Consider the following 22,676-nt stretch of genomic DNA (forward strand, 5'->3'; position numbering starts at 1 on the left):
TGGCTTCTTCGAACGCCACCGTGGCACTGTGATGCCTCGGCGGGGGCGAGTCCATCGATTACAGGGAATCGCGCGCCCTTGTAGGAGCGGCCTTGTGCCGCGAAGGGCTGCAAAGCAGCCCCCATGATGTCAGCCTTCCTCTGGCCAGAACCGCAGCGGCTTGCCTTCGGCCGGCCAGAAGCGCATCTGCTCCACCGGCGACACATCCCAGCGCTCTACCGTTTCCAGCGCCTGCAAAAAGCGCTTTTCCTGCTCCATCAACGCCGGTGCGCACAGCTTGCGGGTCTTGCCGACCTTGCCGAAGCTCAGGCGCTCGCCCTCCAGCGTATACGGCGCAAACCAGTGGTTGCAGCCGCCATTGCCGTAGGCGCGGCCGTCGCTGGCCAAGGTCAGGGTCAGGTGGCTGTAGTCGATCAGCGGGCGCTCGCCAATCCATTCCAGTACGTAGCTGCGCTCCTGCTGCAGCTTTGAAGGTTCTGCGGCGCAGCCGAGCAGGCCGGTGGCAATCAGCACGCCGGTCAGCAGATTCTTCACTCGGCGCTCTCCTGGCAACGCGGGCACAGGTGTTTTTCGCCACGGCTGGCCCAACCCAGTTCGGCAATGCGTGCGCTGGCGGCGGGCTGGCGGGCTTTCTTGCCCAGCTTGGCGTCCACGGCAAATTCAAAATCCAGCACAGCGTCGCAGCTGTCGCACTCGACCTGCCAGGTGAGAATTTCCAGTTCGTTGAACACCGGTCCGCTGGCCACGGCGACCCACTGGCCGCGCGGATTGATCAAGTGGCGCACGCTGTCCACGGTCAATCGCATGGACAAATCCTTGCTGCCCTTGAGGGTCACCAGCAGGGTGTCGCCTTTATGCATCGAACCACCGTTGCCGGTGACCTGATAGCGGCCCGGCACCAGTGCACGGCACTCGATCAGGGTGTGTTGCGGGTTGAAAAGGGTGTAGCGGAAATCGTGCTCGACCATGTTTCCTCCAGAAATGCCGCGTATCCTAGCACTAACCCATTACCAGATTCTGTGGATTGCCTGCCGCCCAGCGGTTGATGTTGTCGAGCGTGGTCGCGGCAATGGCGTCCAGCGCCTCGCGGGTAAGGAAGGCCTGGTGGGCAGTGATGATCACGTTGGGGAAAGTCAGCAGGCGGGCCAGCACATCGTCTTGCAGCGGCAGGTCGGAGCGGTCCTCGAAGAACAGCTGGGCTTCTTCTTCGTAGACGTCCAGGCCCAGGTAGCCAAGCTGGCCGCTTTTCAGCGCCTCGATCAGTGCCGGGGTGTCGACCAGTGCGCCACGGCCCGTATTGATCAGCATGGCGCCGGGCTGCAGCTGGGCCAGGCTTTGTGCATTGATCAGGTGCCGGGTGTGCTCGGTCAGCGGGCAGTGCAGGCTGATGATACGGGCTTCGCGCAACAATTCGGGCAAGGTCAGGTAGCGCGCGCCGAGGGCCAGCAGCTCCGGGTTGGGGTAAGGGTCGTAGGCCAGCAGTTGGCAGCCGAAGCCGGCCATGATGCGGCCGAAGGCAACGCCGATCTGGCCGGTGCCGACCACGCCGACGGTTTTGCCATGCAGGTCGAAACCGGTCAGCCCGTGCAGGGTGAAGTCGCCTTCGCGGGTGCGGTTGTAGGCCCGGTGCAGGCGCCGGTTGAGGGCCAGGATCAGTGCCACGGCGTGTTCGGCCACGGCGTGGGGCGAGTAGGCCGGCACGCGTACCACGGCAAGGCCCAGGCGCTTGGCAGCGGCCAGGTCGACGTGGTTGTAGCCGGCCGAACGCAGTGCGATCAGGCGTGTGCCGCCTTCGGCCAGGCGCTGGAGCACCGGGGCGTCGAGTTCGTCATTGATGAAGGCGCAAACAACTTCATGGCCACTGGCCAGGGCGGCGGTGTCGAGGGTCAGGCGAGCGGGCTGGAAATGCAGCTCCAGCGCGCTGCCGCGGGCGGCCTGGGTGAAGCTTTCCTGGTCGTAATGCTGGCTGCTGAACAACAGGGTGCGCATGGTGAGGCTCCTCCTACAAATGCTGTGTAGGCCACAGCAGCGGCCATGCACTTAGGCTGGCCTGCGCCGCCAGCCGGCTGATTGCGCCGTCCAGCTCATCCAGCGCTTGCTGCGCCTGTGGGTGTTCCTGCTTGAGCAAGGTCTCGCTGCGCTGGCACGCGGCGCGCAGCTGCGGCACGCCGCAATAGCGCGAGGCACCGTTCAGGCGGTGTACCTGTTCTATCAGGCGGTCGCGGTCGTCCGCCTCGCGAGCAGCGCGTATGGCATCGCGGTCCGCGTCCAGCGACGAAAGCAGCATGCTCAGCATGTCGGCCGCCAGGTCCGCCTTGCCCGCCGCCAGGCGCAGGCCTTCTTCGGGGTCGAGCACCTTCAGGTCATCACTGCTGGTCGCTTGCTCGGCCTGCGCATGTTGCGGCACGCCCAGGCTCAGGCCGGTCCACTTCATCACCACCTGGGCCAGTTGCCGCTCGCTGATCGGCTTGGTCAGGTAGTCGTCCATGCCGGCGTGCAGCAAGGCGCGTTTTTCGTTGGCCATGGCATGGGCGGTAAGGGCGACGATCGGCAACGGGTTGCCACTTTGGGTGTTTTCCCAGAGACGGATCTGCTCGGTGCAGACACGGCCGTCCATGCCGGGCATCTGCACGTCCATCAGCACCAGGTCGAACGGTTCATCCTGCACGGCCTGTACCGCTGCATAGCCGTTGTCAACGGCCAGCACCTCGGCGCCCAGGTCTTCGAGCAGGGTCTGCACCAGCAGCAGGTTGGCGGCATTGTCGTCGACGCAGAGGACCTTCGGCTGGCGCTGGCCGTTGAGGCTCTGAGCCTCGCTCTGCGGGCGGCGCGGTTGCACCAGTTCCATCAGCAGGCGGCGCAGTTTGCGGGTGCAGGTGGGCTTTGACAGCAACTGGCCATGGCCGTTGGGCAGGTACGGGTGGTACAGCGCCTGCTCGGTGGTCGGGCACAGCACCACGCACTGGCAGTGGTAACGTTCGAGTTGCTGGTGGTAGTGGCCCAGTTGCTCGGGCGAAAGGTTGCCCAGGTTGGCCCCGAGCACGGCGAACTCGAACGGCAGGCCGGCCTGGCTGGCAGCCTGAACCGCCTGCAGCAACTGGTCGTAGGAAGCAAACAGGCTAACGCTGAGGCCGCAGTCTTCCAGTTGGTGCTCCAGCGCCTGGCGTGCCAGCTCGTGGCCATCGACGATGGCTGCGCGACGGCCCAGCAGCGGCTGCATCGGCTGCTCCTCGAGGTCGTCGTGGGCTTTGGGCAGGTTAAGGCTGATCCAGAACTGCGAGCCCTCGCCCGGGGTGCTGTCGACGCCGATTTCGCCGCCCATCTGCTCGATCAGGCGCTTGGATATCACCAGCCCCAGCCCTGTACCGCCGGGTTGGCGTGCCAGCGAGTTGTCGGCCTGGCTGAAGGCCTGGAACAGCGTGCGCACCTCCTGCGGCGACAGGCCGATACCGGTGTCCTGCACGCTGATGCGCAGTTGCGCGCTGTCTTCGTGTTCGTCTTCGAGCATGGCGCGCACGACGATGGTGCCTTCGCGGGTGAACTTGATGGCGTTGCTGACCAGGTTGGTGAGGATCTGCTTGAGCCGCAGCGGGTCGCCGATCAGCGAAGACGGGGTGTCGCGGTAGATCAGGCTGAGCAATTCCAGCTGCTTGGCGTGGGCGGCCGGGGCGAGGATGGTCAGGGTGTCCTGGATCAGGTCGCGCAGGTTGAACGGAATGCTGTCGAGCACCAGCTTGCCGGCCTCGATCTTGGAGAAGTCGAGGATCTCGTTGATGATCCCCAACAGGTTGTCGGCGGACTTCTCGATGGTGTTCAGGTAGTCCAGCTGGCGTGGCGTCAGCTCGCTTTTCTGCAGCAGATGGGTAAAGCCGAGGATGCCGTTGAGCGGGGTGCGGATCTCGTGGCTCATGTTGGCCAGGAATTCCGACTTGATGCGGCTGGCCTCAAGGGCCTCCTTGCGCGCCATGTCCAGCTCGATGTTCTGTATTTCGATGGTTTCCAGGTTCTGGCGCACGTCTTCGGTGGCCTGGTCGATGCTGTGCTGCAGCTCTTCGTGGGCGTTCTGCAGGGTTTCGGCCATGCGGTTGATGCCGCGGGCGAGCTCGTCCAGCTCATGGCTGCCCATGGTCGGCAGGCGTTCTTCGAGGTGGCCGTCCTTGAGCTGGTTGACCGCGTGCTTGATGCGTTCGATGGGGTCGTTGATAGTGCGGCTCATGCGCAGCGCCAGCAGGCCGCTGAGCACCAGGCAGGCGAGGATCAGAAGCAGGCTGGTGAACAGGTTGCGGTAACCGCGCAGCAGGGTGCCGTCGTGCGACAGCTCGATCTCGACCCAGCCTAGCAGGCGCTCGGCTTCGGCTGGCACGGCATCGGTGGCGAGGTCGCGGTGGTGGCCGAATACGGGCATCAAATAGCGGGTGGCGTCATTGCCGCTGCGCTGCAGCAATTGCGTGCCGGTACCCCCGCTGGGAGGCTGGTTGAGCATGCTCGGGCCGGCGTGTGCCAGGCGCGTGCGGTCCGGGGCCAGGAAGGCAACGGCGCGTACGTCGGCCTGTTCCAGGGTTTGCGCGGCAATGCGCTCCAGCTGTGCGGGCGCAAGCCGGGCCATGGCAGGCGCAGCCAATGGCGCCAGTTGCTCGGCGATCATCTTGCCGCGTTGCAATAGCTGGGTGCGCAGGTCGTTCTGTTGCAGCCAGGTGAAGTAACTGCCCAGCACCAGGGCCATCAGGCCGGCAGGCAGCAGGGCCAGTAGCAGAACCCGGCTGCGGATTCCCAAGCGATCGAGCACACTCGCCTCCTGTGATGTGCCTGGAAGCCGTCAAGCGATGACGGCCAAGCCGGGAAGTTACTCCGCCTGCAGCGCTATTGCACCTCTTTAGTCGCTGTTTTGCGTTGTTGCCGGGGCATTGGTCGCAGGGCGGTTGCCTGACCGGTAGTGGATACTCAATAATTGCGCAATTGAGAATGCATGGCAGTTGCCAATGAATCCTGTAGCTATTTACAACTCCAATATCCTCGCCATTGAGGATGACCCGGTCCTGGGTGCCTACCTGCACGAAGAGCTGCAACGTGGCGGCTTCCAGGTCACCTGGTGCCGTAATGGGCTGGAGGGCCTGGAAACGGCTGGTCGCGAGGTTTTCGATGTGGTGCTCATGGATATTCTGCTGCCCGGGCTGAACGGCCTGGACGCCTTGGCGCAGCTGCGCAAGCGCAGCGCTACGCCGGTGATCCTGATGTCGGCGCTGGGTGCCGAGGCCGACCGGATCAGTGGCTTCCAGCGCGGGGCCGACGATTACCTGCCCAAGCCCTTCAGCATGGCCGAGCTGCAGGTGCGCATCGAGGCAATCCTGCGCCGGGTGGCCCTCGAACGCCGTCATCAAGCCCCGCAGGAGCAGGCTGCCTGCGGCGAGCTGCAGTTCGACGAGGGGCTGTGCGATGTACGCCTGAATGGCCGCCTGGCAGGCCTGACCCCCAGCGAGTACCGGCTGTTCGACATCCTCAACCGCAACTTCGATGATGTGCTGAGCAAGCCGTTCCTTTACCAGCAGGTGTTGCAGCGCGGCTATTCGCGGCACGACCGCAGCCTTGACATGCACGTCAGCCAGATCCGCCGCAAGCTCAAGGGGATCGGCTATCACGAGCGGCAGATCCGTACCGTGTGGGGCAAGGGGTATGTACTCAGCACCGGCGAGGCAGAGTGAGCCATGCTTGACCGCCATTCGCTGTTCTGGAAGCTGGCCATCCTGCTGGTGGGCTTTTGCCTGCTGATGATCGGCCTCAGTTACACGTGGGGCCGGCATATGGAAATCCAGAATGCCTTCCTCTCGGAACCGGCGCGGCAGACGCTGCGAGGCTACGCCAGTGAGGCTGAGCAGGCGTGGCGCAGTAGTGGGCGGGAAGGGCTGGACCAGTGGGTGACGGCGATGCACCAGCGCGAACGGGGCTGGGTTGGCGTGCTCGATATCAACCTGCGACCGCTCGACAGCGCTACTCTCGATCCGCAGATCATGCAGCGACTGACGCGTCTGCGCGGTGTCGACTGGCCGATGAGCCGGCGCAGCGTCGACCAGCCGTGGGTACGCATACCGTTCCCGGGGGCACCGGAGCAGGGCATGCTGGTGATCGAACTGCCGCAGCGGTTCAACCCGGACCAGTACCGGTTGCTGTGGCGCATCGTCACCAACGGCATTATCCCTGGCCTGTTCACCTTGCTGTTGTGCGTGGGCCTGTACCGTATGTTGATCGTGCCGCTGAACCAGCTGCGTGAGCAGGCCAATGCCTGGCGCGCCGATCAGCTATCGGCGCGCCTCGACTCGCGCACCATTGCCCGGCATGACGAACTGGGCGAGCTGGCCCGCGCTTTCGACCAGATGGCCGAGCGGCTACAGGGCACTGTGGCCATGCAGCAGCAGTTGCTGCGCGACCTGTCCCACGAAATGCGCACGCCATTGAGCCGGTTACGGGTGGCCTGCGACGGCGAAACCGACCTGCAGCGCCTGCGCGAGCGCCTGACCCGTGAAGTGGACTGCATGCAGCAGTTGGTGGAGGACACGCTGCAGCTGGCCTGGCAGGACGCCGAGCGTGCGCCGATGAACCTGGAACCCATCGAAGTCCACGCGCTTTGGGAATTGCTGGCCGAAAATGCCAGCTACGAGAGTGGTTGGTCGCCCGCGCGGCTGCGCTGCGAAGTACCGGCCGACTGCTGGGTGCAAGGCAACCTCAACCATCTGGCCCAGGCGCTGGAAAACATCTTGCGCAATGCCATTCGTCACTCGCCGCCTGAGGGTGTGGTGCGCCTGGGTGGGCAGCGCGAAGGCAGTTATTGGTGGCTGTGGCTGGAGGACGAGGGTGGCGGTGTGGCTGAAGAAGACCTGGAGCGGATCTTCGCACCCTTCTCGCGGCTGGACGGTTCTCGGCCGGGGGATGGTGGTTTTGGCCTGGGCTTGAGCATCGCCCGCAGTGCCATCCAGCGCCAAGGTGGCACCTTGTGGGCGCAGAATGGCAAGCATGGGCTGCGGCTGTGGATGCGATTGCCATTACATGTACCGGCCTCTTCGCGGGCAAACCCCCTCCCACAGGGTTACCACTACTCTTGAGGCCAGTGGCGTACCTGTGGGAGCGGGTTTACCCGCGAAGAGGCCCGCACAGGTCATCGATATAGCTTGTAGCTATATGGACCACAGATTGCGTGATATGGCCGCGAGGGGTTTGCCGGTATGATAGGCGCCCCTGCCGTCCGGATTGTGAAATACACCATGACCTTGCAGTACCCAACCATCGCCGATTGCGTCGGCAATACGCCCCTGGTTCGCCTGCAGCGCATTGCTGGTGAAACCAGCAACACCCTCCTGCTCAAGCTCGAAGGTAACAATCCTGCCGGCTCGGTGAAGGACCGCCCGGCGCTGTCCATGATCACCCGCGCCGAATTGCGGGGCCAGTTCAAGCCCGGCGACACCCTGATCGAAGCCACGTCCGGCAACACCGGTATCGCCCTGGCAATGGCGGCGGCGATCAAGGGCTACAAGATGATCCTGATCATGCCCGACAACTCCACCGCCGAGCGCAAGGCCGCCATGACCGCCTATGGCGCCGAGTTGATCCTGGTGACCAAGGAGGAGGGCATGGAAGGCGCCCGCGACCTGGCCGAGAAGCTGCAGGCCGAAGGCCGCGGCCTGGTGCTCGACCAGTTCGCCAACGGCGACAATCCGATTGCCCACTACAACAGCACCGGCCCTGAGATCTGGCAGCAGACCCAGGGCAACATTACCCATTTCGTCAGCTCCATGGGTACCACCGGCACCATCATGGGCTGCTCGCAATACCTCAAGGAGCAGAACCCGGCGGTACAGATCATCGGGCTGCAACCTATGGAAGGCTCGGCCATTCCGGGCATTCGCCGCTGGCCCGAGGAATACCTGCCGAAAATCTTCGACGCCACCCGCGTCGACCGCGTGGTCGACATGTCGCAGCAGGAAGCCGAAGACACCACCCGCCGCCTTGCCCGTGAAGAGGGCATTTTTTGCGGCGTGTCCTCAGGTGGTGCGGTTGCAGCCATGCTGCGCCTCTCCCGCGAAGTGGAAAATGCCGTGATGGTCGCCATCATCTGCGACCGCGGCGACCGTTACCTGTCCACCGGCCTGTTTGATCCGAGCTAAATGTCCAAGAAAAAAAGCAACAGTGGCCTGCGCTTCCAGCCGGCCGGCGGCAACCGCACTCCCCAGGTCCCCGTGGGCAAGAAGCAGCGCCTGGACATCGAGCGCCTGGCCGGTGACGGCCGCGGCATCGCCTTCCTCGACGGGCGCACCTGGTTCGTCAGTGGTGCCCTGGCCGGTGAGGCCGTGGAGGCGCGGGTGCTCAACGCCCGTGGCAAAGTGGTCGAGGCCCGCCTGGAGCGGCTGCTGCAGGCCAGCCCTGAGCGCCGTGAGGCACCGTGCCGCCATTATGCGCGCTGTGGTGGCTGCAACCTGCAGCATCTGCCGCATGAAGCGCAGCTGGCGCTCAAGCAGCGCACCCTGGCCGAGCAACTGCAGCGGGTGGCCGGCGTGCAACCCGAGGAATGGGCCGCACCCCTGAGCGGGCCGGAATTCGGCTACCGGCGGAGGGCCCGTGTGGCCGTGCGCTGGGACGTCAAGGCGCGTCAGCTGGAGGTGGGCTTCCGTGCCGAAGCCAGCCAGGACATCATTGCCATCGACGATTGTGCAGTGCTGGTACAGCCCTTGCAGTCGATTCTGCGCCACTTGCCGACGGTGCTGCGCTCGTTGAGCAAACCGCAGGCGCTGGGCCACGTGGAACTGTTCAGTGGCACCGCCGAGGCGGTGTTGGTGCGCCACGTTGCGCCGCTGCCGGCAGAAGACCTGGCAAAGCTGCAGGCGTTCTGCGAACAGGCCAATGCCCAGCTGTGGCTGCAAGGTGAAGATGAGCCGGCGCCGGTGGACCCTGCCGCGCAACTGGGCTTTGCCCTGGCGCCGTGGCAGCTTGAGCTGGCCTGGCGCCCAGGTGACTTCGTGCAGGTGAATGCCCAGGTCAACACAGCGATGATCGAGCAGGCCCTGGGCTGGCTCGCGCCGCAGGCCGACGAGCGGGTGCTGGACCTGTTCTGCGGCCTGGGCAACTTTGCCCTGCCGCTGGCCCGCAAGGCCCGCGAGGTGGTGGCTGTCGAAGGTGTACAGGCCATGGTCGATCGGGCCGCGGCCAATGCCCGGAACAACAATGTGCATAACGCACGGTTTTTTCAGGCCGATTTATCGCAGCCTTTGGCAGGCACCGGATGGGCCGCCGAGGGCTTTTCTGCGGTACTCTTGGATCCACCGCGCGACGGTGCGTTCGAGGTGGTGCAAGGCATCGCACGCCTCCAGGCCAAACGGCTGGTTTACGTATCGTGCAACCCGGCCACGCTGGCGCGAGACGCGCAGGTGCTGGTCGGCCAGGGGTACCGGTTAAAAAGGGCCGGGATTCTCGACATGTTTCCTCAAACGGCGCATGTCGAGGCCATGGCGTTATTCGAAGCGGGCTAGCAGACTGGCCCCTTGGTGTGGCTTCCATGGAATGGCAGCCACACGGTGATCGCCAGCGCACCCGCGTGGTGCGCTGTATGGAAAGGTAAAACAAAGATGGTACAGGTGAGAGTGCACCAGCCGGTCAACACCGACGGCAGTATCAATCTCGAAGGATGGTTGGACCATGTGGTAAGCGTCGATTCGGCACTGGATCGCGCAGCGCTCAAAGAAGCCTGCGAGTTTGCCCATGAGATCGAGAAAAAGGGCAACCCGGCCAAGCATTCCTGGGCGGACGGTACGTCCAGCTTCCAGGCGGGCCTGGAAATTGCCGAAATCCTGGCTGACCTCAAGCTGGACCAGGATTCCCTGGTGGCCGCGGTCATCTACCGTTCGGTACGCGAGGGCAAGGTGACCCTGGCCGAGGTCAGCCAGCGGTTCGGCCCGGTGGTGTCCAAGCTGATCGACGGCGTGTTGCGCATGGCCGCCATCAGCGCCAGCCTCAGCCCGCGGCAGTCGCTGGTGCTGGGCTCGCAGGCGCAGGTCGAGAACCTGCGCAAGATGCTCGTGGCCATGGTCGATGATGTACGTGTGGCACTGATCAAGCTGGCCGAGCGCACCTGCGCGATCCGAGCGGTCAAGGCCGCCGACGACGAGAAACGCCTGCGTGTCGCGCGTGAGGTATTCGACATCTATGCGCCGCTGGCGCACCGCCTGGGTATCGGCCACATCAAGTGGGAGCTGGAAGACCTGTCCTTCCGCTACCTCGAACCCGACCAGTACAAGCAGATTGCCAAACTGCTGCACGAGCGCCGGCTGGACCGCGAACGCTTCATCAGCGACGTGATGAACCAGCTGCAGAACGAGCTGCTGGCCACGGGCGTCAATGCCGACATCAGCGGCCGGGCGAAACATATCTATTCGATCTGGCGCAAGATGCAGCGCAAAGGCCTGGAATTCAGCCAGATCTACGACGTGCGTGCAGTGCGCGTGCTGGTGCCGGAAATTCGCGACTGCTACACCGCGCTGGGTATCGTGCACACGCTGTGGCGGCACATCCCCAAAGAGTTCGACGACTACATCGCCAACCCCAAGGAAAACGGCTACCGCTCGCTGCACACCGCAGTGATCGGCCCCGAGGGCAAGGTGCTGGAGGTGCAGATCCGCACCCACGGCATGCATGAAGAGGCCGAGCTGGGGGTTTGTGCCCACTGGCGCTACAAGGGCACCGACGTCAAGCCCAGCTCCAACCATTACGAAGAGAAGATCTCCTGGCTGCGCCAGGTGCTGGAATGGCACGAAGAGTTGGGCGACATCGGTGGCCTGGTCGAGCAGTTGCGGGTCGACATCGAGCCGGACCGGGTCTACGTGTTCACCCCTGACGGCCACGCCATCGACCTGCCCAAAGGGGCCACCCCGCTGGACTTCGCCTACCGTGTGCACACCGAGATCGGCCACAACTGCCGGGGTGCCAAGATCAACGGCCGTATCGTGCCGCTGAACTACAGCCTGCAGACCGGTGAGCAGGTGGAGATCATCACCAGCAAGCACGGCAACCCCAGCCGTGACTGGTTGAACTCCAACCTGGGCTACGTCACCACCTCGCGGGCGCGGGCCAAGATCGTGCACTGGTTCAAACTGCAGGCGCGTGACCAGAACGTCGCCGCCGGCAAGACCTTGCTCGAGCGCGAGCTCAGCCGCCTGGGCTTGCCGCAGGTGGACTTCGAACGGCTGGCCGAGAAGACCAACGTCAAGACCGCCGAGGACATGTTCGCCTCGCTCGGCGCGGGCGACCTGCGCCTGGCCCACCTGGTCAACGCCGCTCAGCAGTTGCTGGAGCCCGAGCGTATCGAGCAGATCGAGCTGGTGCCGCGCAAGCCTTCCGGGCCGCGTACCGGCAAGCGTGGTGACATCCAGATTCAGGGGGTCGGAAACCTGCTGACGCAGATGGCCGGGTGCTGCCAGCCACTGCCGGGCGATGCCATTGTCGGTTACATCACCCAGGGCCGAGGCGTGAGCATCCACCGCCAGGACTGCGCCTCGGTGCTGCAACTGGCGGGCAAGGAGCCGGAGCGCATGATCCAGGTGAGCTGGGGGCCGATCCCGGTGCAGACCTACCCGGTCGACATCGTCATCCGCGCCTACGACCGCCCAGGGCTGCTGCGCGATGTGTCGCAGGTGCTGCTGAACGAGAAGATCAACGTGCTGGCGGTGAACACCCGCTCGAACAAGGAAGACAATACGGCGCTGATGTCGCTGACCATCGAGATTCCGGGCCTGGACGCGCTGGGGCGCCTGCTGGGACGAATTTCGCAGTTGCCGAACATCATCGAGACGCGGCGTAATAGAACCCCTTGAGACCGGGGCGCCTGCTTCGCGGGTAAACCCGCTCCCACAGGTACGTTACAGGTGCTCGATCCTGTAGCCATCCTGGGGGAGCGGGCAAGCCCGCGAAGAAGCCACCGCCGAAGGACCTGCCTAGATGACCTACACCCTCCAAGACCTGCTGCACCTCATGGCCCGTCTGCGCGACCCGCAGTACGGCTGCCCGTGGGACCTGAAGCAGAACTACGCGAGTATCGTTGCCCACACCATCGAGGAAGCCTACGAGGTCGCCGACACCATCGAGCGCGGCGACTTCGAGCACCTGCAGGGTGAGCTGGGCGACTTGCTGTTCCAGGTGGTCTACTACAGCCAACTCGCCCGGGAAGAGGGGCGTTTCGAGTTCGATGGCGTGGTGGACAGCATTACCCGCAAGCTGATTCGCCGCCATCCGCATGTATTCCCCACTGGCGAGCTCTATGCGCCGCTGGACACCCCCAGCCTGAACGAGGCCCAGGTCAAGTCACGCTGGGAAGAGATCAAGGCGCAGGAACGTGCCGAGAAAAGCACGCCCGAGCAATTGTCGCTGCTCGACGACGTGCCGTCGGCCTTGCCGGCCCTGTCACGGGCAGCCAAACTGCAGAAACGTGCGGCCACGGTCGGTTTCGACTGGCCCGAAGCATTGCCGGTGCTGGACAAGGTGCGCGAAGAGCTGGATGAAGTACTGCAGGCCATGGCCGACGGTGATGCCGATGCGATCGAGGATGAGGTCGGCGACCTGCTGTTTGCCGCCGTCAACCTGGCTCGCCATCTCAAGCAAGACCCTGAAAATGCCCTGCGCCGTGCCAACCGCAAGTTCGAGCGACGTTTCCGTTTTATCGAGCAGGCATTGCGCGACAGTGGCCGCCCCATTGAAGATTGTAACCTTGACGAACTGGACGCCCTTTGGGGTGAAGCCAAACGTCAGGAAAAGAACCTGCCCAGCTGCGGCTGAGCTGTTGCATAAGTGAGTGAACATTCATGAGCCTTTCCCTTCGCGACCAATTGCTCAAAGCCGGTCTGGTCAACCAGAAACAGGTCTCGCAGACCAACAAAGCTGAAAAGAAACAGAAGCGCATGGAGCACAAAGGCCAGGTCGAAGTCGACGACAGCCAACAGCGCATCGCCAAGGAAGCCATGGCCGAAAAGGTCAAGCGCGACCAGGAACTGAACCGCCAGCAGCAGGAAAAGGCTGAGCAGAAAGCCCGTGCCGCACAGATCAAGCAGTTGATCGAAGCCACGCGCCTGCCCAAGCTGAACACCGAGGATTACTACAACTTCGTCGATGACAAGAAGGTCAAGCGCATTGCCGTCAACGCCCTGATGCGGACCCGGTTGAGTAACGGCGCACTGGCGGTCGTGGCCCATGCCGGCGGCTATGAGGTCATTCCCCGTGAGGCGGCGGTGAAGATCCAGGAGCGCGACCCCAACCGCATCCTGTTGCTCAACACCCATGTCGAGGAAGCGGACGAAGACGACCCGTACGCTGCCTACAAGATCCCGGACGACCTTATGTGGTAAACGCGAAAAACCCCGCCTTGGCGGGGTTTTTCATTTGAAGAGTGCTCACTGCGTGGTGCGCTGGCTTTCCAGGACTTCCAGCTCTGCGCGGTACTGGTGTGCTTCGTGTTCATTGTGGAACATGCCCACCAGTTGGCCTTGTTGGTGCACATCCCAGATCCGCACGCCAGCGGCCAGGCCTTCGTGGGACATTTTCGATTCGTCGCGTTCGGTTACTTGGACTGTCATCGGTAAACTCCACTTCTTCAGTTGGCTGCGACAGTGTGTCGCACATCTTCTTTATAGAGTTTGTTAGCAGGCTAAGTAAATAAAACAGCCATGAAACAAGTTTCATGTACGGCTCCCGGGCCTGGCTTTTAGCAGGAGCGGCCTTTTGTCGCGACAGGGCCGCAGAGCGGCCCCGGAAAGCATGAAAAAGCCCCGCACTGGGCGGGGCTTTGGGGGTAGCAGGCGGTGCTGGATCAGTTGCCTTTCACCGGCTTGCCATCGACCGTGCCATCCTGCAGCACGATCACGTACTCCTTGCCATCCGTCTCGACCTGGCGCAGTTGCACCAGCAGGTAGTCCCAGTTTTTGGCGAACCACAGCTCGGTGATGCGCTTGCTCTGGCTCGGGTCGCGCACACGCTCGACCTTCACTGCATCAACCTGGCCGGTCTTGGTGGCGACCTTTTCAGTGCCCAGCACGCGGAAGTCGTAGGTGTCGATCTCGTCACCGTCAACGACCTGGTAGGTCATGCTTTTCTTGCCGGCGGCTACATCATGCTGCAGGGCCAGCTGGTAGGACGACTTGTCCAGCACGCCACGGTTCAGCGGCAGGCTGACTGCATCGCCACGGTCGCTGCCGGTGACCTTCTTGCCGGTCCAGTCGAAGTTCAAATCGACCTTCTTGGCTTTGCCCAGGCCGCCGCGCTCGAAGTGGTACTTCTGCGGCAGCAGGGTATCGTTTTCCAGGCGCAGGGTGCTTTGCTCGGTCAGGCTGGCGATCATCATGGAAGCCTTGAAGTTAAGGTCCCAGGTACCGTTGGCATTCTTGACCAGGCTGCGCTCGGCGGTGCCACTCATGGGCAGCTGCTTCCAGTCGGCGGTGTAGCTGGCCGAGAAAGGCTTGAGATCAGCTGCCTGGAGGGGCAGGGCAAGCACGGCGAGAGCCAAGAGCAGGGCGCGACGCATAAATTCTCCTAGGATCGAATCAAGTGACCGCTGGCCGCCAGCGGCTGGCCATCCAGTAATGCACCCTGTTCGCCAAGGCGCAAGCGCCCTTCAGCGAACCAGCGCACCGCCAGCGGGTAGATCAGGTGTTCCTGGTGGTGTACCCGCTGGGCCAGGCTTTCGACGGTGTCGTCAGACGCCACCGGTACCACAGCCTGTACGACCAGTGGGCCGCCATCGAGTTCCTCAGTCACGAAGTGTACGCTGCAGCCATGCTCGGCGTCGCCTGCCTCCAGCGCCCGGCGATGGGTATGCAGGCCCTTGTATCTGGGCAGCAGCGACGGGTGGATGTTGAGCAGGCGGCCCTGATAGTGGCGTACGAAGCCGCCACTGAGGATACGCATGAAACCGGCCAGCACCACCAGGTCCGGGGCAAAACCGTCGATGCGCGCAACCAGTGCGGCATCGAAGGCTTCACGGCCGTCGAACTGGGTGTGGTCGAGCACGACGGTGTCGATGCCGGCCGCCGCCGCACGTTGCAGGCCGTAGGCATCGGCGCGGTTGGACACCACCGCACGGATGCGCACCGGGCTGTCCTGGCCTTGGCAGCTGTCGATCAGGGCTTGCAGGTTGCTGCCGGAACCCGACAGCAACACCACTACATTGCAGGTCTTGCTCGGCATCAGTGTGCCTTGAGGTTTTGCAGCTCGACCTGGGCGGCGCCTTCGGCGGCTTCGGCGATGTGGCCGATGACCCATGGCTGCTCACCGGCGGCGCGCAGTTCGTTCAGGGCCGTTTCGACCTGGTCCTGGGCTACGCAGATGACCATGCCGACGCCGCAGTTCAGCACGCGGTGCATTTCATGCTCGTCGACGTTGCCTTTTTCCTGCAGGAAGTCGAATACCACCGGGCGCTGCCAGCTGGCCACGTCAACCACGGCCTGGGCGTTTTTCGGCAATACGCGCGGGATGTTGTCCAGCAGGCCGCCACCGGTGATGTGGGCCATGGCCTTCACGGCACCGGTGTTCTTGATCAGCTGCAGCAGCGGCTTGACGTAGATGCGGGTAGGCGCCATCAGCAGGTCGGTCAGCGGCTTGCCTTCCAGCTGGGTGTTCTCGATGTCGGTGGCGGAAACTTCGAGGATCTTGCGGATCAGCGAGTAGCCGTTGGAGTGCGGGCCCGAGGACGGCAGGGCGATCAGCGCGTCGCCAGTGGCAACCTTGGAGCCGTCGATGATCTCGGCCTTTTCCACCACGCCGACGCAGAAGCCGGCCAGGTCGTAGTCTTCGCCTTCGTACATGCCAGGCATTTCGGCGGTTTCACCACCAACCAGCGAGCAACCGGCCAGTTCGCAACCGGCGCCAATGCCGGTAACCACGGTGGCGGCCACGTCTACGTTCAGTTTGCCGGTGGCGTAGTAGTCGAGGAAGAACAGCGGCTCGGCGCCGCACACCACCAGGTCGTTGACGCACATGGCGACCAGGTCCTGGCCGATGCTGTCGTGCTTGTTCAGGTTCAGCGCCAGGCGCAGCTTGGTGCCGACCCCGTCGGTGCCGGAGACCAGCACTGGCTGCTTGTAGCCGGCCGGGATCTCGCAGAGGGCGCCGAAGCCGCCCAGGCCACCCATGACTTCAGGGCGTGCAGTGCGCTTTGCCACGCCCTTGATGCGTTCGACCAGTGCTTCGCCGGCGTCGATGTCTACACCGGCGTCCTTGTAGCTCAGGGAGGGTTGCTTGCTCATTGATCCAGGCCTTTAGGAGGGAGGGATTCTTAAAAACGACCATGACGGCCAAGACCGGCGGGTAAGCGGCGGCTGCCTGAAACATCAGTGGTCTGTGAAGGCGCGCGATTTTATCAGGGTTGCCGGGCAGCGGCCATCCTCAGGCCGACGGGCAGGGCGGTAAATTGTTGAAAAAGGGCCGAGGGTGGTTGATGTGGTTGCATGTGTATAAGCTGCAAGTAGCGAGCTTCGTGCTCGACTGGACAGGAATCCTCCATGCGTTTTTTCAATATTCTGGCAGCCGGTTGCGTGGCCCTGGTAGCGGCCACCGCTCAGGCTGAAAACGTCTCCGGCCTTTATCAGGTACGCGAGCCGGTCGCAGGGCAGGGCTCTGAAGCCCGGACCGCAGCTACCGCCAAAGCCCTCGACACGCTGGTGCTGCGCCTGACCGGCGACGCCAAGGCCGCGCAGAGCCCGGCGCTGGCCGAGCTGCGCAAGGACCCGCAGCAAATCATCAACCAGGTTGGCAGCGAAGCCGGCCCGCCCGAGTCGGTGCTGGTGGAGTTCGACCCCGGCAGTACCGAGCGTGCCCTGCGCAAGGCCGGCCTCGCGCTGTGGGGCAGCAATCGGCCTTCGATTCTCGGCTGGTGGCTGAATGACAGTGTCGACGGCAGCAGCCTGGTCGGTGACGGCCAGGCCAGCGCCCAGCCTCTGCGTCGTGCCGCCCAGCACCGTGGCCTGCCGCTGCGCCTGCCGCTGGCCGACCTGCAGGAGCAACTGGTGGCCAATGCCAAGCAGATCGAAGGCAGCGACCCGGCACCGTTGCGTGAGGCCTCCGAGCGCTACGGCGCCGACGCCTTGCTGGCGGTACATGCCCAGGAAGCCGATGGCAAGTGGCAGGGCAAGTGGCAACTGTGGCTGGGCGACCAGCGTGAGCAGGGTACTGCCGAAGGGGCCGACCCGGCAGCCTTGGCCGATGCGGTGATGCTGGCGGTAAGCAGCCGCCTGGCGCCGCGTTATGTCGCCCGCCCGGGCGCCAGTAGCCAGATGCAGGTGCAAGTACAGGGGATGAGCCTGCAGCGCTATGCCGAGCTTGCCCGCGTACTTGAGCCCTACGGCCCGCGCCTGAAGATGGTTGAAGGCACCACCCTGACCTATGGCGTGACCGGCAACCGCGAGCAATTGCGTGCCCAGCTTGGCCTGGCCAAGTTGCAGGAGCTACCCGTCGAGCAGGCGCCTGCAGTGCCCGTTACGCCAGCCCCGGTCGCGAGTGCAACGGGTGAGCAACCCGCGCCGGCCTCGCCTGCGCCCAAGCCGTTCGACGGCCTGCGTTTTCGCTGGTAAAGGGAGCATACCTTGATCGATGTTCATCGCTGGATCTGGCTGGGTGCAGCCCTGCTGATCGCTGTGCTGCTTTATAGCTTGCACAATATTCTTACACCGTTTCTGGTCGGCATCCTGCTGGCCTACCTGGCCGACCCGCTGGTTGACCGCCTGGAGCGCCTGGGGCTGTCGCGCACCTGGGGCGTGGTGGTGGTGTTCGGCTTGTTCACCTTGTTACTGATGGCCTTGCTGCTGGTGCTGGTGCCGATGCTGGCCAAGCAGCTGGTGCGCCTGTACGAGCTGGCGCCGCAGATGCTCGACTGGCTCGAACAGGTGGCGCTGCCATGGGTGCAGGGTCGTCTGGGCCTGGCCGATGGCTTCTGGAAGTTCGACAAGATCAAAGCCGCCATCGGCTCGCACATGGGGCAGACCACCGATATCGTGGGCATGCTGTTGTCCCATGCCACCGCCTCGAGCCTGGCGTTGATGGCCTGGTTGGCGAACATGGTGCTGATTCCTGTGGTGGGCTTCTATCTGCTGCGCGATTGGGACCTGATGATGGCCAAGCTGCGCGGCCTGCTACCGCGCCAGCGTGAGCCGCAGGTGATGGGCCTGGCTGGCGAATGCCATGAGGTACTGGGGGCATTCGTGCGCGGGCAACTCATGGTGATGGTGGCCTTGGGTATCATCTATTCGGCCGGGCTCATGCTGGTGGGGCTCGAACTGGGTCTGCTGATCGGCATGCTCGCGGGCCTTGCGGCCATCGTGCCGTACATGGGCTTTATCATTGGTATTGGTGCCGCGCTGGTGGCTGGCCTGTTCCAGTTCGGCGGCGACCTGTACCCGATGCTGGGCATCGTCGCGGTATTCATGGTCGGGCAGGCGCTGGAAGGCATGGTGCTGACCCCGCTGCTGGTGGGCGATCGCATCGGTCTGCACCCGGTTGCGGTGATCTTTGCCATTCTTGCCGGTGGTGAGCTGTTCGGCTTTACCGGGGTGCTCCTGGCCCTGCCGGTTGCGGCGGTGATCATGGTGCTGCTGCGGCATATGCATGACTTGTACAAAGAATCGGACATGTATGCCGGGGATATTGACCCGGAGCTGTAACGTACAGGCTTGTGCTCAATCTGTGGGAGCGAGCATGCCCGCGAAGAATGTGACACGGTGAATGGCACCGGCTTTGCCGGTGTTCGCGGGCACGCCCGCTCCCACACGGATCGATGTCAGCCCCAAAATAGCGCAACTTGTTGATTTTGCTTGCGCTATCTATTGCCGTGATTGTGCGCCTCGCGCTGCGGGTATAGACTTTGCAGATTGTTCACCAAAGGCCCCCTGCGGTCCTGCTGACCGCCCGCGAGCATGAAACCACCGATCCAGTTGCCCCTGGGTGTGCGCCTGCGCGATGACGCCACCTTCATCAACTACTATCCGGGCGCCAATGCTGCGGCATTGGGTTACGTCGAGCGGCTATGCGAAGCCGACGCCGGCTGGACCGAGAGCCTTATCTACCTGTGGGGCAAGCAGGGTGTTGGCCGTAGCCACCTGCTGCAGGCCGCCACCCATCGTTTCCAGCAACGTGGTGAGCCCGCCGTCTACCTGCCGTTGGCGCAATTGCTCGACCGTGGCGTAGAGGTGCTCGACTACCTGGCCCAGTACGAACTGGTCTGCATCGACGACCTGCATGTGATTGCAGGCAAGGCAGACTGGGAAGAGGCCATGTTCCACCTGTTCAACCGCCTGCGCGACAGCGGCCGGCGCTTGCTGCTGGCCGCCTCGGCATCGCCACGGGAGCTGCCGATCAAGCTCCCCGACTTGAAGTCGCGCCTGACCCTGGCCCTGGTGTTCCAGATGCGTGGCCTGTCCGACGAAGACAAGCTGCGCGCCCTGCAATTGCGTGCTTCGCGCCGCGGCCTGCACCTTACCGACGAAGTCGGCCACTTCATCCTCACCCGCGGTGCGCGCAGCATGAGCGCGCTGTTCGACCTGCTCGAACGCCTCGACCAGGCCTCGCTCCAGGCACAACGCAAGCTCACCATCCCTTTCCTCAAGGAAACCCTCGGCTGGTAACCCCCTGAAAACGCTGGGCCAGAGCGGCAAAACAGAAAAGTCACATCTTTTTCGATAAAATTTGCAAATGGCCATGATAGAGGGCATAGTTTCCCCCTCTAAAGGATTACAGACACGGTCGTGCCCATGCTAAAGCGCTTCGCACCCCTCGTGCCACTCGCACTCGTGACCTTGCTGTTTGGCTGCGCGGCCCAAGGCCCAGCTTCTCAGGTTCAGGATCACACCCCGGTCGCCGCACAATCGGTGATCAAGGCCAAGGCCTCGTCCTCGTCGGTATTCGGCGAACCGGAAGAGCTGGCCACTGAAGATGACCTGGAGGCTTTCTCCAGCAACAGCAAGCCTTACCAGCTGCCAGTGCTGGCGGACAGCATTCTCGAGCGCGGCATGTCGTTGATCGGTACCCGCTACCGCTTCGGTGGTACCTCGGAAAAGTCTGGTTTCGATTGCAGTGGTTTCATCGGCTACCTGTTCCGCGAAGAGGCGGGCATGACCCTGCCGCGCTCCACGCGTGAAATGATCAACGTCGATGCCCCGAAAGTGGCACGCAACAAGCTCAAGCCAGGTGACCTGCTGTTCTTCAGCACCAATGGTCGCGGCCGCGTCAGCCATGCCGGCATCTACCTGGGTGACAACCAGTTCATCCATTCCAGCAGCCGCCGCAGTGGTGGCGTGCGCATCGACAGCCTCGGTGACCGCTACTGGAGCAAGACCTTCATCGAAGCCAAGCGTGCCTTGGCCATGGCGCCGACCAACATCGCGCGCAACTGATGGCAAAATGATATATCCTGCCGCGGCGGCGATGCTTTGAAAAAAGCTCGCCGCCGTGCGCATTTATAGAAAGCGTCTAATCTAAATTCTCAACTCTTTTCGGCTGCTGCGCAGCGGTCTCAGACAGGATGTTCTGGCCATGATAAAGATGGCGCGCTTCGCATTTCTCTCCTTGGCGGCATTGCTTGCTGCCTGCTCCAGCCGTGCGCCTGCGCCGGCCCCTGTGGTTCAGCCGCAGGTTAGCTATAGCCAACCGAGCCCTTCGCCGATTGCCGATGACGTGCTGATCCGCGCCATAGGCCTGGTGGGTACGCCTTACCGCTGGGGCGGCAACACCCCGGACTCCGGCTTCGATTGCAGTGGTTTGATCAAATATGTCTATCGTGATGCGGCGGGCATCAGCTTGCCGCGTTCCACGCGGGAGATGATCGTCATGCGTGCGCCGACGGTGGATGCCAAGGCGCTGCAATCCGGTGATCTGGTGTTCTTTGCCACCAGTGGCGGCTCGCAGGTCAGCCATGCCGGCATTTATGTAGGGGAAGGGCGCTTCGTGCATGCGCCCTCAACGGGCGGCACGGTGCGATTGGACTACCTGTCCAACAGCTACTGGGCCAAGGCCTATCTGCAAGCCAAACGTGTGATTCCGCCAGGGCATCTGGCACAGAACCCCTGATTTTCAATGCCTGAAGCGGCGGCCCCGTTCAGCGGGGCCGGTACAGGCCGTCGGGTTCAAGGTGCTTTGCTCACCCTCCAGATGACATTGCCCACATCGTCAGCCACTAGAATCCCGCCTTTCCCGTCGTTGATAACTCCCACTGGTCGCCCCATCGCCTTGCCATCGCTGTCGAGAAACCCGGTGAGCAGGTCGATGGGGTGGCCTGCAGGTTTGCCTGCACGGTCGAAGGGTACGAACAACACCTTGTAGCCACTGTGTGGTTTACGGTTCCACGACCCGTGCTGGCCAACCAAAGCGCCCTGTTCGAAAGGCGGCGGCAACATGCCAGGTTTGACAAATGCCAGCCCCAGGGATGCGGTATGCGGGCCCACCGCGTAGTCGGGCGCTAGCGCTTGCGCCACCTTCTGCGGGGCCTGCGGGTGTACCCGATGGTCTACGTGCTGCCCGTAGTAACTGTATGGCCAGCCATAGAAGCCGCCGTCTTTCACTGAGGTGATGTAGTCCGGCACCAGGTCGCTGCCGATTTCGTCACGTTCGTTGACTGCTGTCCACAAGGCGTTGCTGTGCGGCTCCCAGGCCAGTCCGTTGGGGTTGCGCAGGCCGGTGGCGAACAGCCGGTGCTTGCCAGTTGCCGGGTCCACTTCCCAGATCGCGGCGCGGCCTTGCTCTTTTTCCATGCCGTTTTCCCCGACGTTGCTGTTCGAGCCAACCGTGACGTAGAGCTTCTTGCCGTCGGGGCTTGCGATCACGTTCTTGGTCCAGTGATGGTTCAGCGGCCCGCCTGGCAGCTCGGTCACCGGGTGGCCCTTGTCGGTCACCTGCATGGCGCCCGGTTCATAGTGAAAGCGCAGCAGCCTGTCGGTGTCGGCCACGTACAAGTCCTTGCCTACCAATGTCATGCCGAAGGGGGAGTTGAGCCCTTCGATGAAAGGGCTGTGGATTTCTGCCACGCCATCGTGGTCGGCATCGCGCAGCAGGGTGATGCGGTTGGCGCTGGGTACGGTCGCGCCGGCGCGTTTCATCGCCTTGCCCATGGCCCAGCCGCGGATGCCCTTGCCATCTTCGGGCTTGGGTGGCGCGTTGGTCTCGGCCACCAGCACATCGCCGTTGGGCAGCAAGTAGAGCCAGCGCGGGTGGTCGAGGCCGCTGGCGAAGGCTTCGACTTGCGTGCCTGGTGCTGCGGTCGGCTTGTTGCCTTTTGGCCAGCCGACGGCGGGGGCGATGTTTACGGTGGGGATCAGTGTCTTGACGGGGGCGGGGAGGCTAGGGGTTGGCCCGCTGCCCTCGTTTACGCTCAAAAGGGCTGTTTCGCCGCAGCCTGCCAGGCTGGCTGCGATTAACCAAGGCATCAGGCATTTCATGTGCGGCGTCCTCTCAAGAAGCCTGTTGAATTGAGAGGCCGGCCGTGTCCGCCAGGTTCCCCACCGTTTGCTCTGGCTCTTGCTGTTGCTCTTGCTTCGGCTTTTGCATCTAAGCGCGCGGTAGTTCAAGCGACGCAGATTGCGACTTCAGGAGGCCGAGCGCAGGGCTTGCGAAGGGAGGTGACGGGCATGGATGCCCGTCAAGCGCTGGGCCCCAGGATGGGGCCTGCAGCGCGG

General features: G+C 63.5%; 21 protein-coding genes. 12 read left to right on the top strand and 9 right to left on the bottom strand.

Going from position 1 to position 22,676, the window contains the following annotated elements:
• Window positions 1–129 precede the first annotated feature (129 nt).
• From WF331_RS27790 to WF331_RS27805, 4 genes are read right to left on the bottom strand one after another with little or no spacing between them, the layout of a single operon-like run.
• Window positions 130–534: an META domain-containing protein gene (locus WF331_RS27790; protein ID WP_041167849.1), complete on the bottom strand. Its 405-nt coding sequence runs from the start codon at window positions 532–534 to the stop codon at window positions 130–132.
• A complete protein-coding gene (locus WF331_RS27795) occupies window positions 531–968 on the bottom strand; it encodes a hypothetical protein (protein ID WP_016501120.1) in 438 nt (145 codons plus the stop codon). The genes WF331_RS27790 and WF331_RS27795 overlap by 4 nt, the downstream gene beginning before the upstream one ends.
• Window positions 969–999: 31 nt before the next feature.
• A complete protein-coding gene (locus WF331_RS27800) occupies window positions 1,000–1,989 on the bottom strand; it encodes a 2-hydroxyacid dehydrogenase (RefSeq protein WP_016501119.1) in 990 nt (329 codons plus the stop codon).
• A 13-nt stretch (window positions 1,990–2,002) separates the two neighbouring features.
• Entirely contained in the window at window positions 2,003–4,786 is a 2,784-nt protein-coding gene (locus WF331_RS27805; protein WP_340623511.1) for a response regulator, read from the bottom strand.
• Between the two features lie 193 nt (window positions 4,787–4,979).
• Between WF331_RS27805 and WF331_RS27810 the strand changes: the two genes are divergently transcribed.
• The 7 genes from WF331_RS27810 to WF331_RS27840 all read left to right on the top strand — a co-directional run bounded on the left by WF331_RS27810 (window position 4,980) and on the right by WF331_RS27840 (window position 13,373).
• Complete coding sequence (locus WF331_RS27810) at window positions 4,980–5,699, top strand: response regulator transcription factor (RefSeq protein ID WP_174370645.1); 720 nt, start codon at window positions 4,980–4,982, stop codon at window positions 5,697–5,699.
• Between the two features lie 3 nt (window positions 5,700–5,702).
• A complete protein-coding gene (locus WF331_RS27815) occupies window positions 5,703–7,094 on the top strand; it encodes a sensor histidine kinase (protein ID WP_340623512.1) in 1,392 nt (463 codons plus the stop codon).
• Between the two features lie 159 nt (window positions 7,095–7,253).
• Complete coding sequence (cysM, locus tag WF331_RS27820; protein ID WP_340623513.1) at window positions 7,254–8,153, top strand: cysteine synthase CysM; 900 nt, start codon at window positions 7,254–7,256, stop codon at window positions 8,151–8,153.
• Window positions 8,154–9,512, top strand: coding sequence for a 23S rRNA (uracil(1939)-C(5))-methyltransferase RlmD (rlmD, locus tag WF331_RS27825; protein ID WP_016501114.1), 1,359 nt, complete (start codon window positions 8,154–8,156; stop codon window positions 9,510–9,512).
• Between the two features lie 96 nt (window positions 9,513–9,608).
• Complete coding sequence (gene relA / locus WF331_RS27830; RefSeq protein WP_016501113.1) at window positions 9,609–11,849, top strand: GTP diphosphokinase; 2,241 nt, start codon at window positions 9,609–9,611, stop codon at window positions 11,847–11,849.
• A gap of 124 nt (window positions 11,850–11,973) precedes the next feature.
• A complete protein-coding gene (gene mazG / locus WF331_RS27835) occupies window positions 11,974–12,807 on the top strand; it encodes a nucleoside triphosphate pyrophosphohydrolase (protein WP_016501112.1) in 834 nt (277 codons plus the stop codon).
• A gap of 26 nt (window positions 12,808–12,833) precedes the next feature.
• On the top strand, window positions 12,834–13,373 hold the full coding sequence (locus WF331_RS27840) for a DUF2058 domain-containing protein (protein ID WP_016501111.1): 540 nt from the start codon (window positions 12,834–12,836) through the stop codon (window positions 13,371–13,373).
• 45 nt (window positions 13,374–13,418) lie between these two features.
• Here the strand turns inward: WF331_RS27840 and WF331_RS27845 are convergent, their stop codons facing one another.
• From WF331_RS27845 to purM, 4 genes are all read right to left on the bottom strand, one after another.
• Window positions 13,419–13,601 (bottom strand): hypothetical protein, encoded by a 183-nt coding sequence (locus WF331_RS27845; protein ID WP_016501110.1) that lies wholly within the window; start codon window positions 13,599–13,601, stop codon window positions 13,419–13,421.
• Window positions 13,602–13,834: 233 nt separating this feature from the next.
• The gene (locus WF331_RS27850) at window positions 13,835–14,545 is read right to left on the bottom strand and encodes a DUF3108 domain-containing protein (protein WP_016501109.1); all 711 of its coding nucleotides are present in this window, start codon (window positions 14,543–14,545) and stop codon (window positions 13,835–13,837) included.
• An 8-nt stretch (window positions 14,546–14,553) separates the two neighbouring features.
• Window positions 14,554–15,207 carry a phosphoribosylglycinamide formyltransferase gene (purN, locus tag WF331_RS27855; RefSeq protein ID WP_016501108.1) on the bottom strand — a complete coding sequence of 218 codons (654 nt, stop codon included), beginning with the start codon at window positions 15,205–15,207 and terminating at the stop codon, window positions 14,554–14,556.
• Window positions 15,207–16,265, bottom strand: a complete 1,059-nt coding sequence (gene purM / locus WF331_RS27860) for a phosphoribosylformylglycinamidine cyclo-ligase (protein WP_049276305.1) — start codon at window positions 16,263–16,265, stop codon at window positions 15,207–15,209. The genes purN and purM overlap by 1 nt, the downstream gene beginning before the upstream one ends.
• 255 nt (window positions 16,266–16,520) lie before the next feature.
• Between purM and WF331_RS27865 the strand changes: the two genes are divergently transcribed.
• The 5 genes from WF331_RS27865 to WF331_RS27885 all read left to right on the top strand — a co-directional run bounded on the left by WF331_RS27865 (window position 16,521) and on the right by WF331_RS27885 (window position 21,075).
• On the top strand, window positions 16,521–17,588 hold the full coding sequence (locus tag WF331_RS27865) for a DUF2066 domain-containing protein (protein ID WP_340623514.1): 1,068 nt from the start codon (window positions 16,521–16,523) through the stop codon (window positions 17,586–17,588).
• A 12-nt stretch (window positions 17,589–17,600) separates the two neighbouring features.
• A complete protein-coding gene (locus tag WF331_RS27870; RefSeq protein WP_340623515.1) occupies window positions 17,601–18,674 on the top strand; it encodes an AI-2E family transporter in 1,074 nt (357 codons plus the stop codon).
• A 252-nt stretch (window positions 18,675–18,926) separates the two neighbouring features.
• A complete protein-coding gene (gene hda, locus WF331_RS27875) occupies window positions 18,927–19,634 on the top strand; it encodes a DnaA regulatory inactivator Hda (RefSeq protein WP_016485270.1) in 708 nt (235 codons plus the stop codon).
• A gap of 126 nt (window positions 19,635–19,760) precedes the next feature.
• Window positions 19,761–20,402: a C40 family peptidase gene (locus tag WF331_RS27880; protein WP_041167847.1), complete on the top strand. Its 642-nt coding sequence runs from the start codon at window positions 19,761–19,763 to the stop codon at window positions 20,400–20,402.
• 139 nt (window positions 20,403–20,541) lie between these two features.
• Window positions 20,542–21,075: a C40 family peptidase gene (locus tag WF331_RS27885; protein WP_016501104.1), complete on the top strand. Its 534-nt coding sequence runs from the start codon at window positions 20,542–20,544 to the stop codon at window positions 21,073–21,075.
• A gap of 56 nt (window positions 21,076–21,131) precedes the next feature.
• On the opposite strand, the gene WF331_RS27890 is transcribed toward WF331_RS27885, so the two are convergent.
• The gene (locus WF331_RS27890; protein WP_340623516.1) at window positions 21,132–22,439 is read right to left on the bottom strand and encodes a PQQ-dependent sugar dehydrogenase; all 1,308 of its coding nucleotides are present in this window, start codon (window positions 22,437–22,439) and stop codon (window positions 21,132–21,134) included.
• Between the last annotated feature and the right edge of the window lie 237 nt (window positions 22,440–22,676).

The sequence above is a fragment of the Pseudomonas sp. YNh genome, from assembly GCF_037993085.1.
Taxonomy (GTDB): domain Bacteria; phylum Pseudomonadota; class Gammaproteobacteria; order Pseudomonadales; family Pseudomonadaceae; genus Aquipseudomonas; species Aquipseudomonas putida.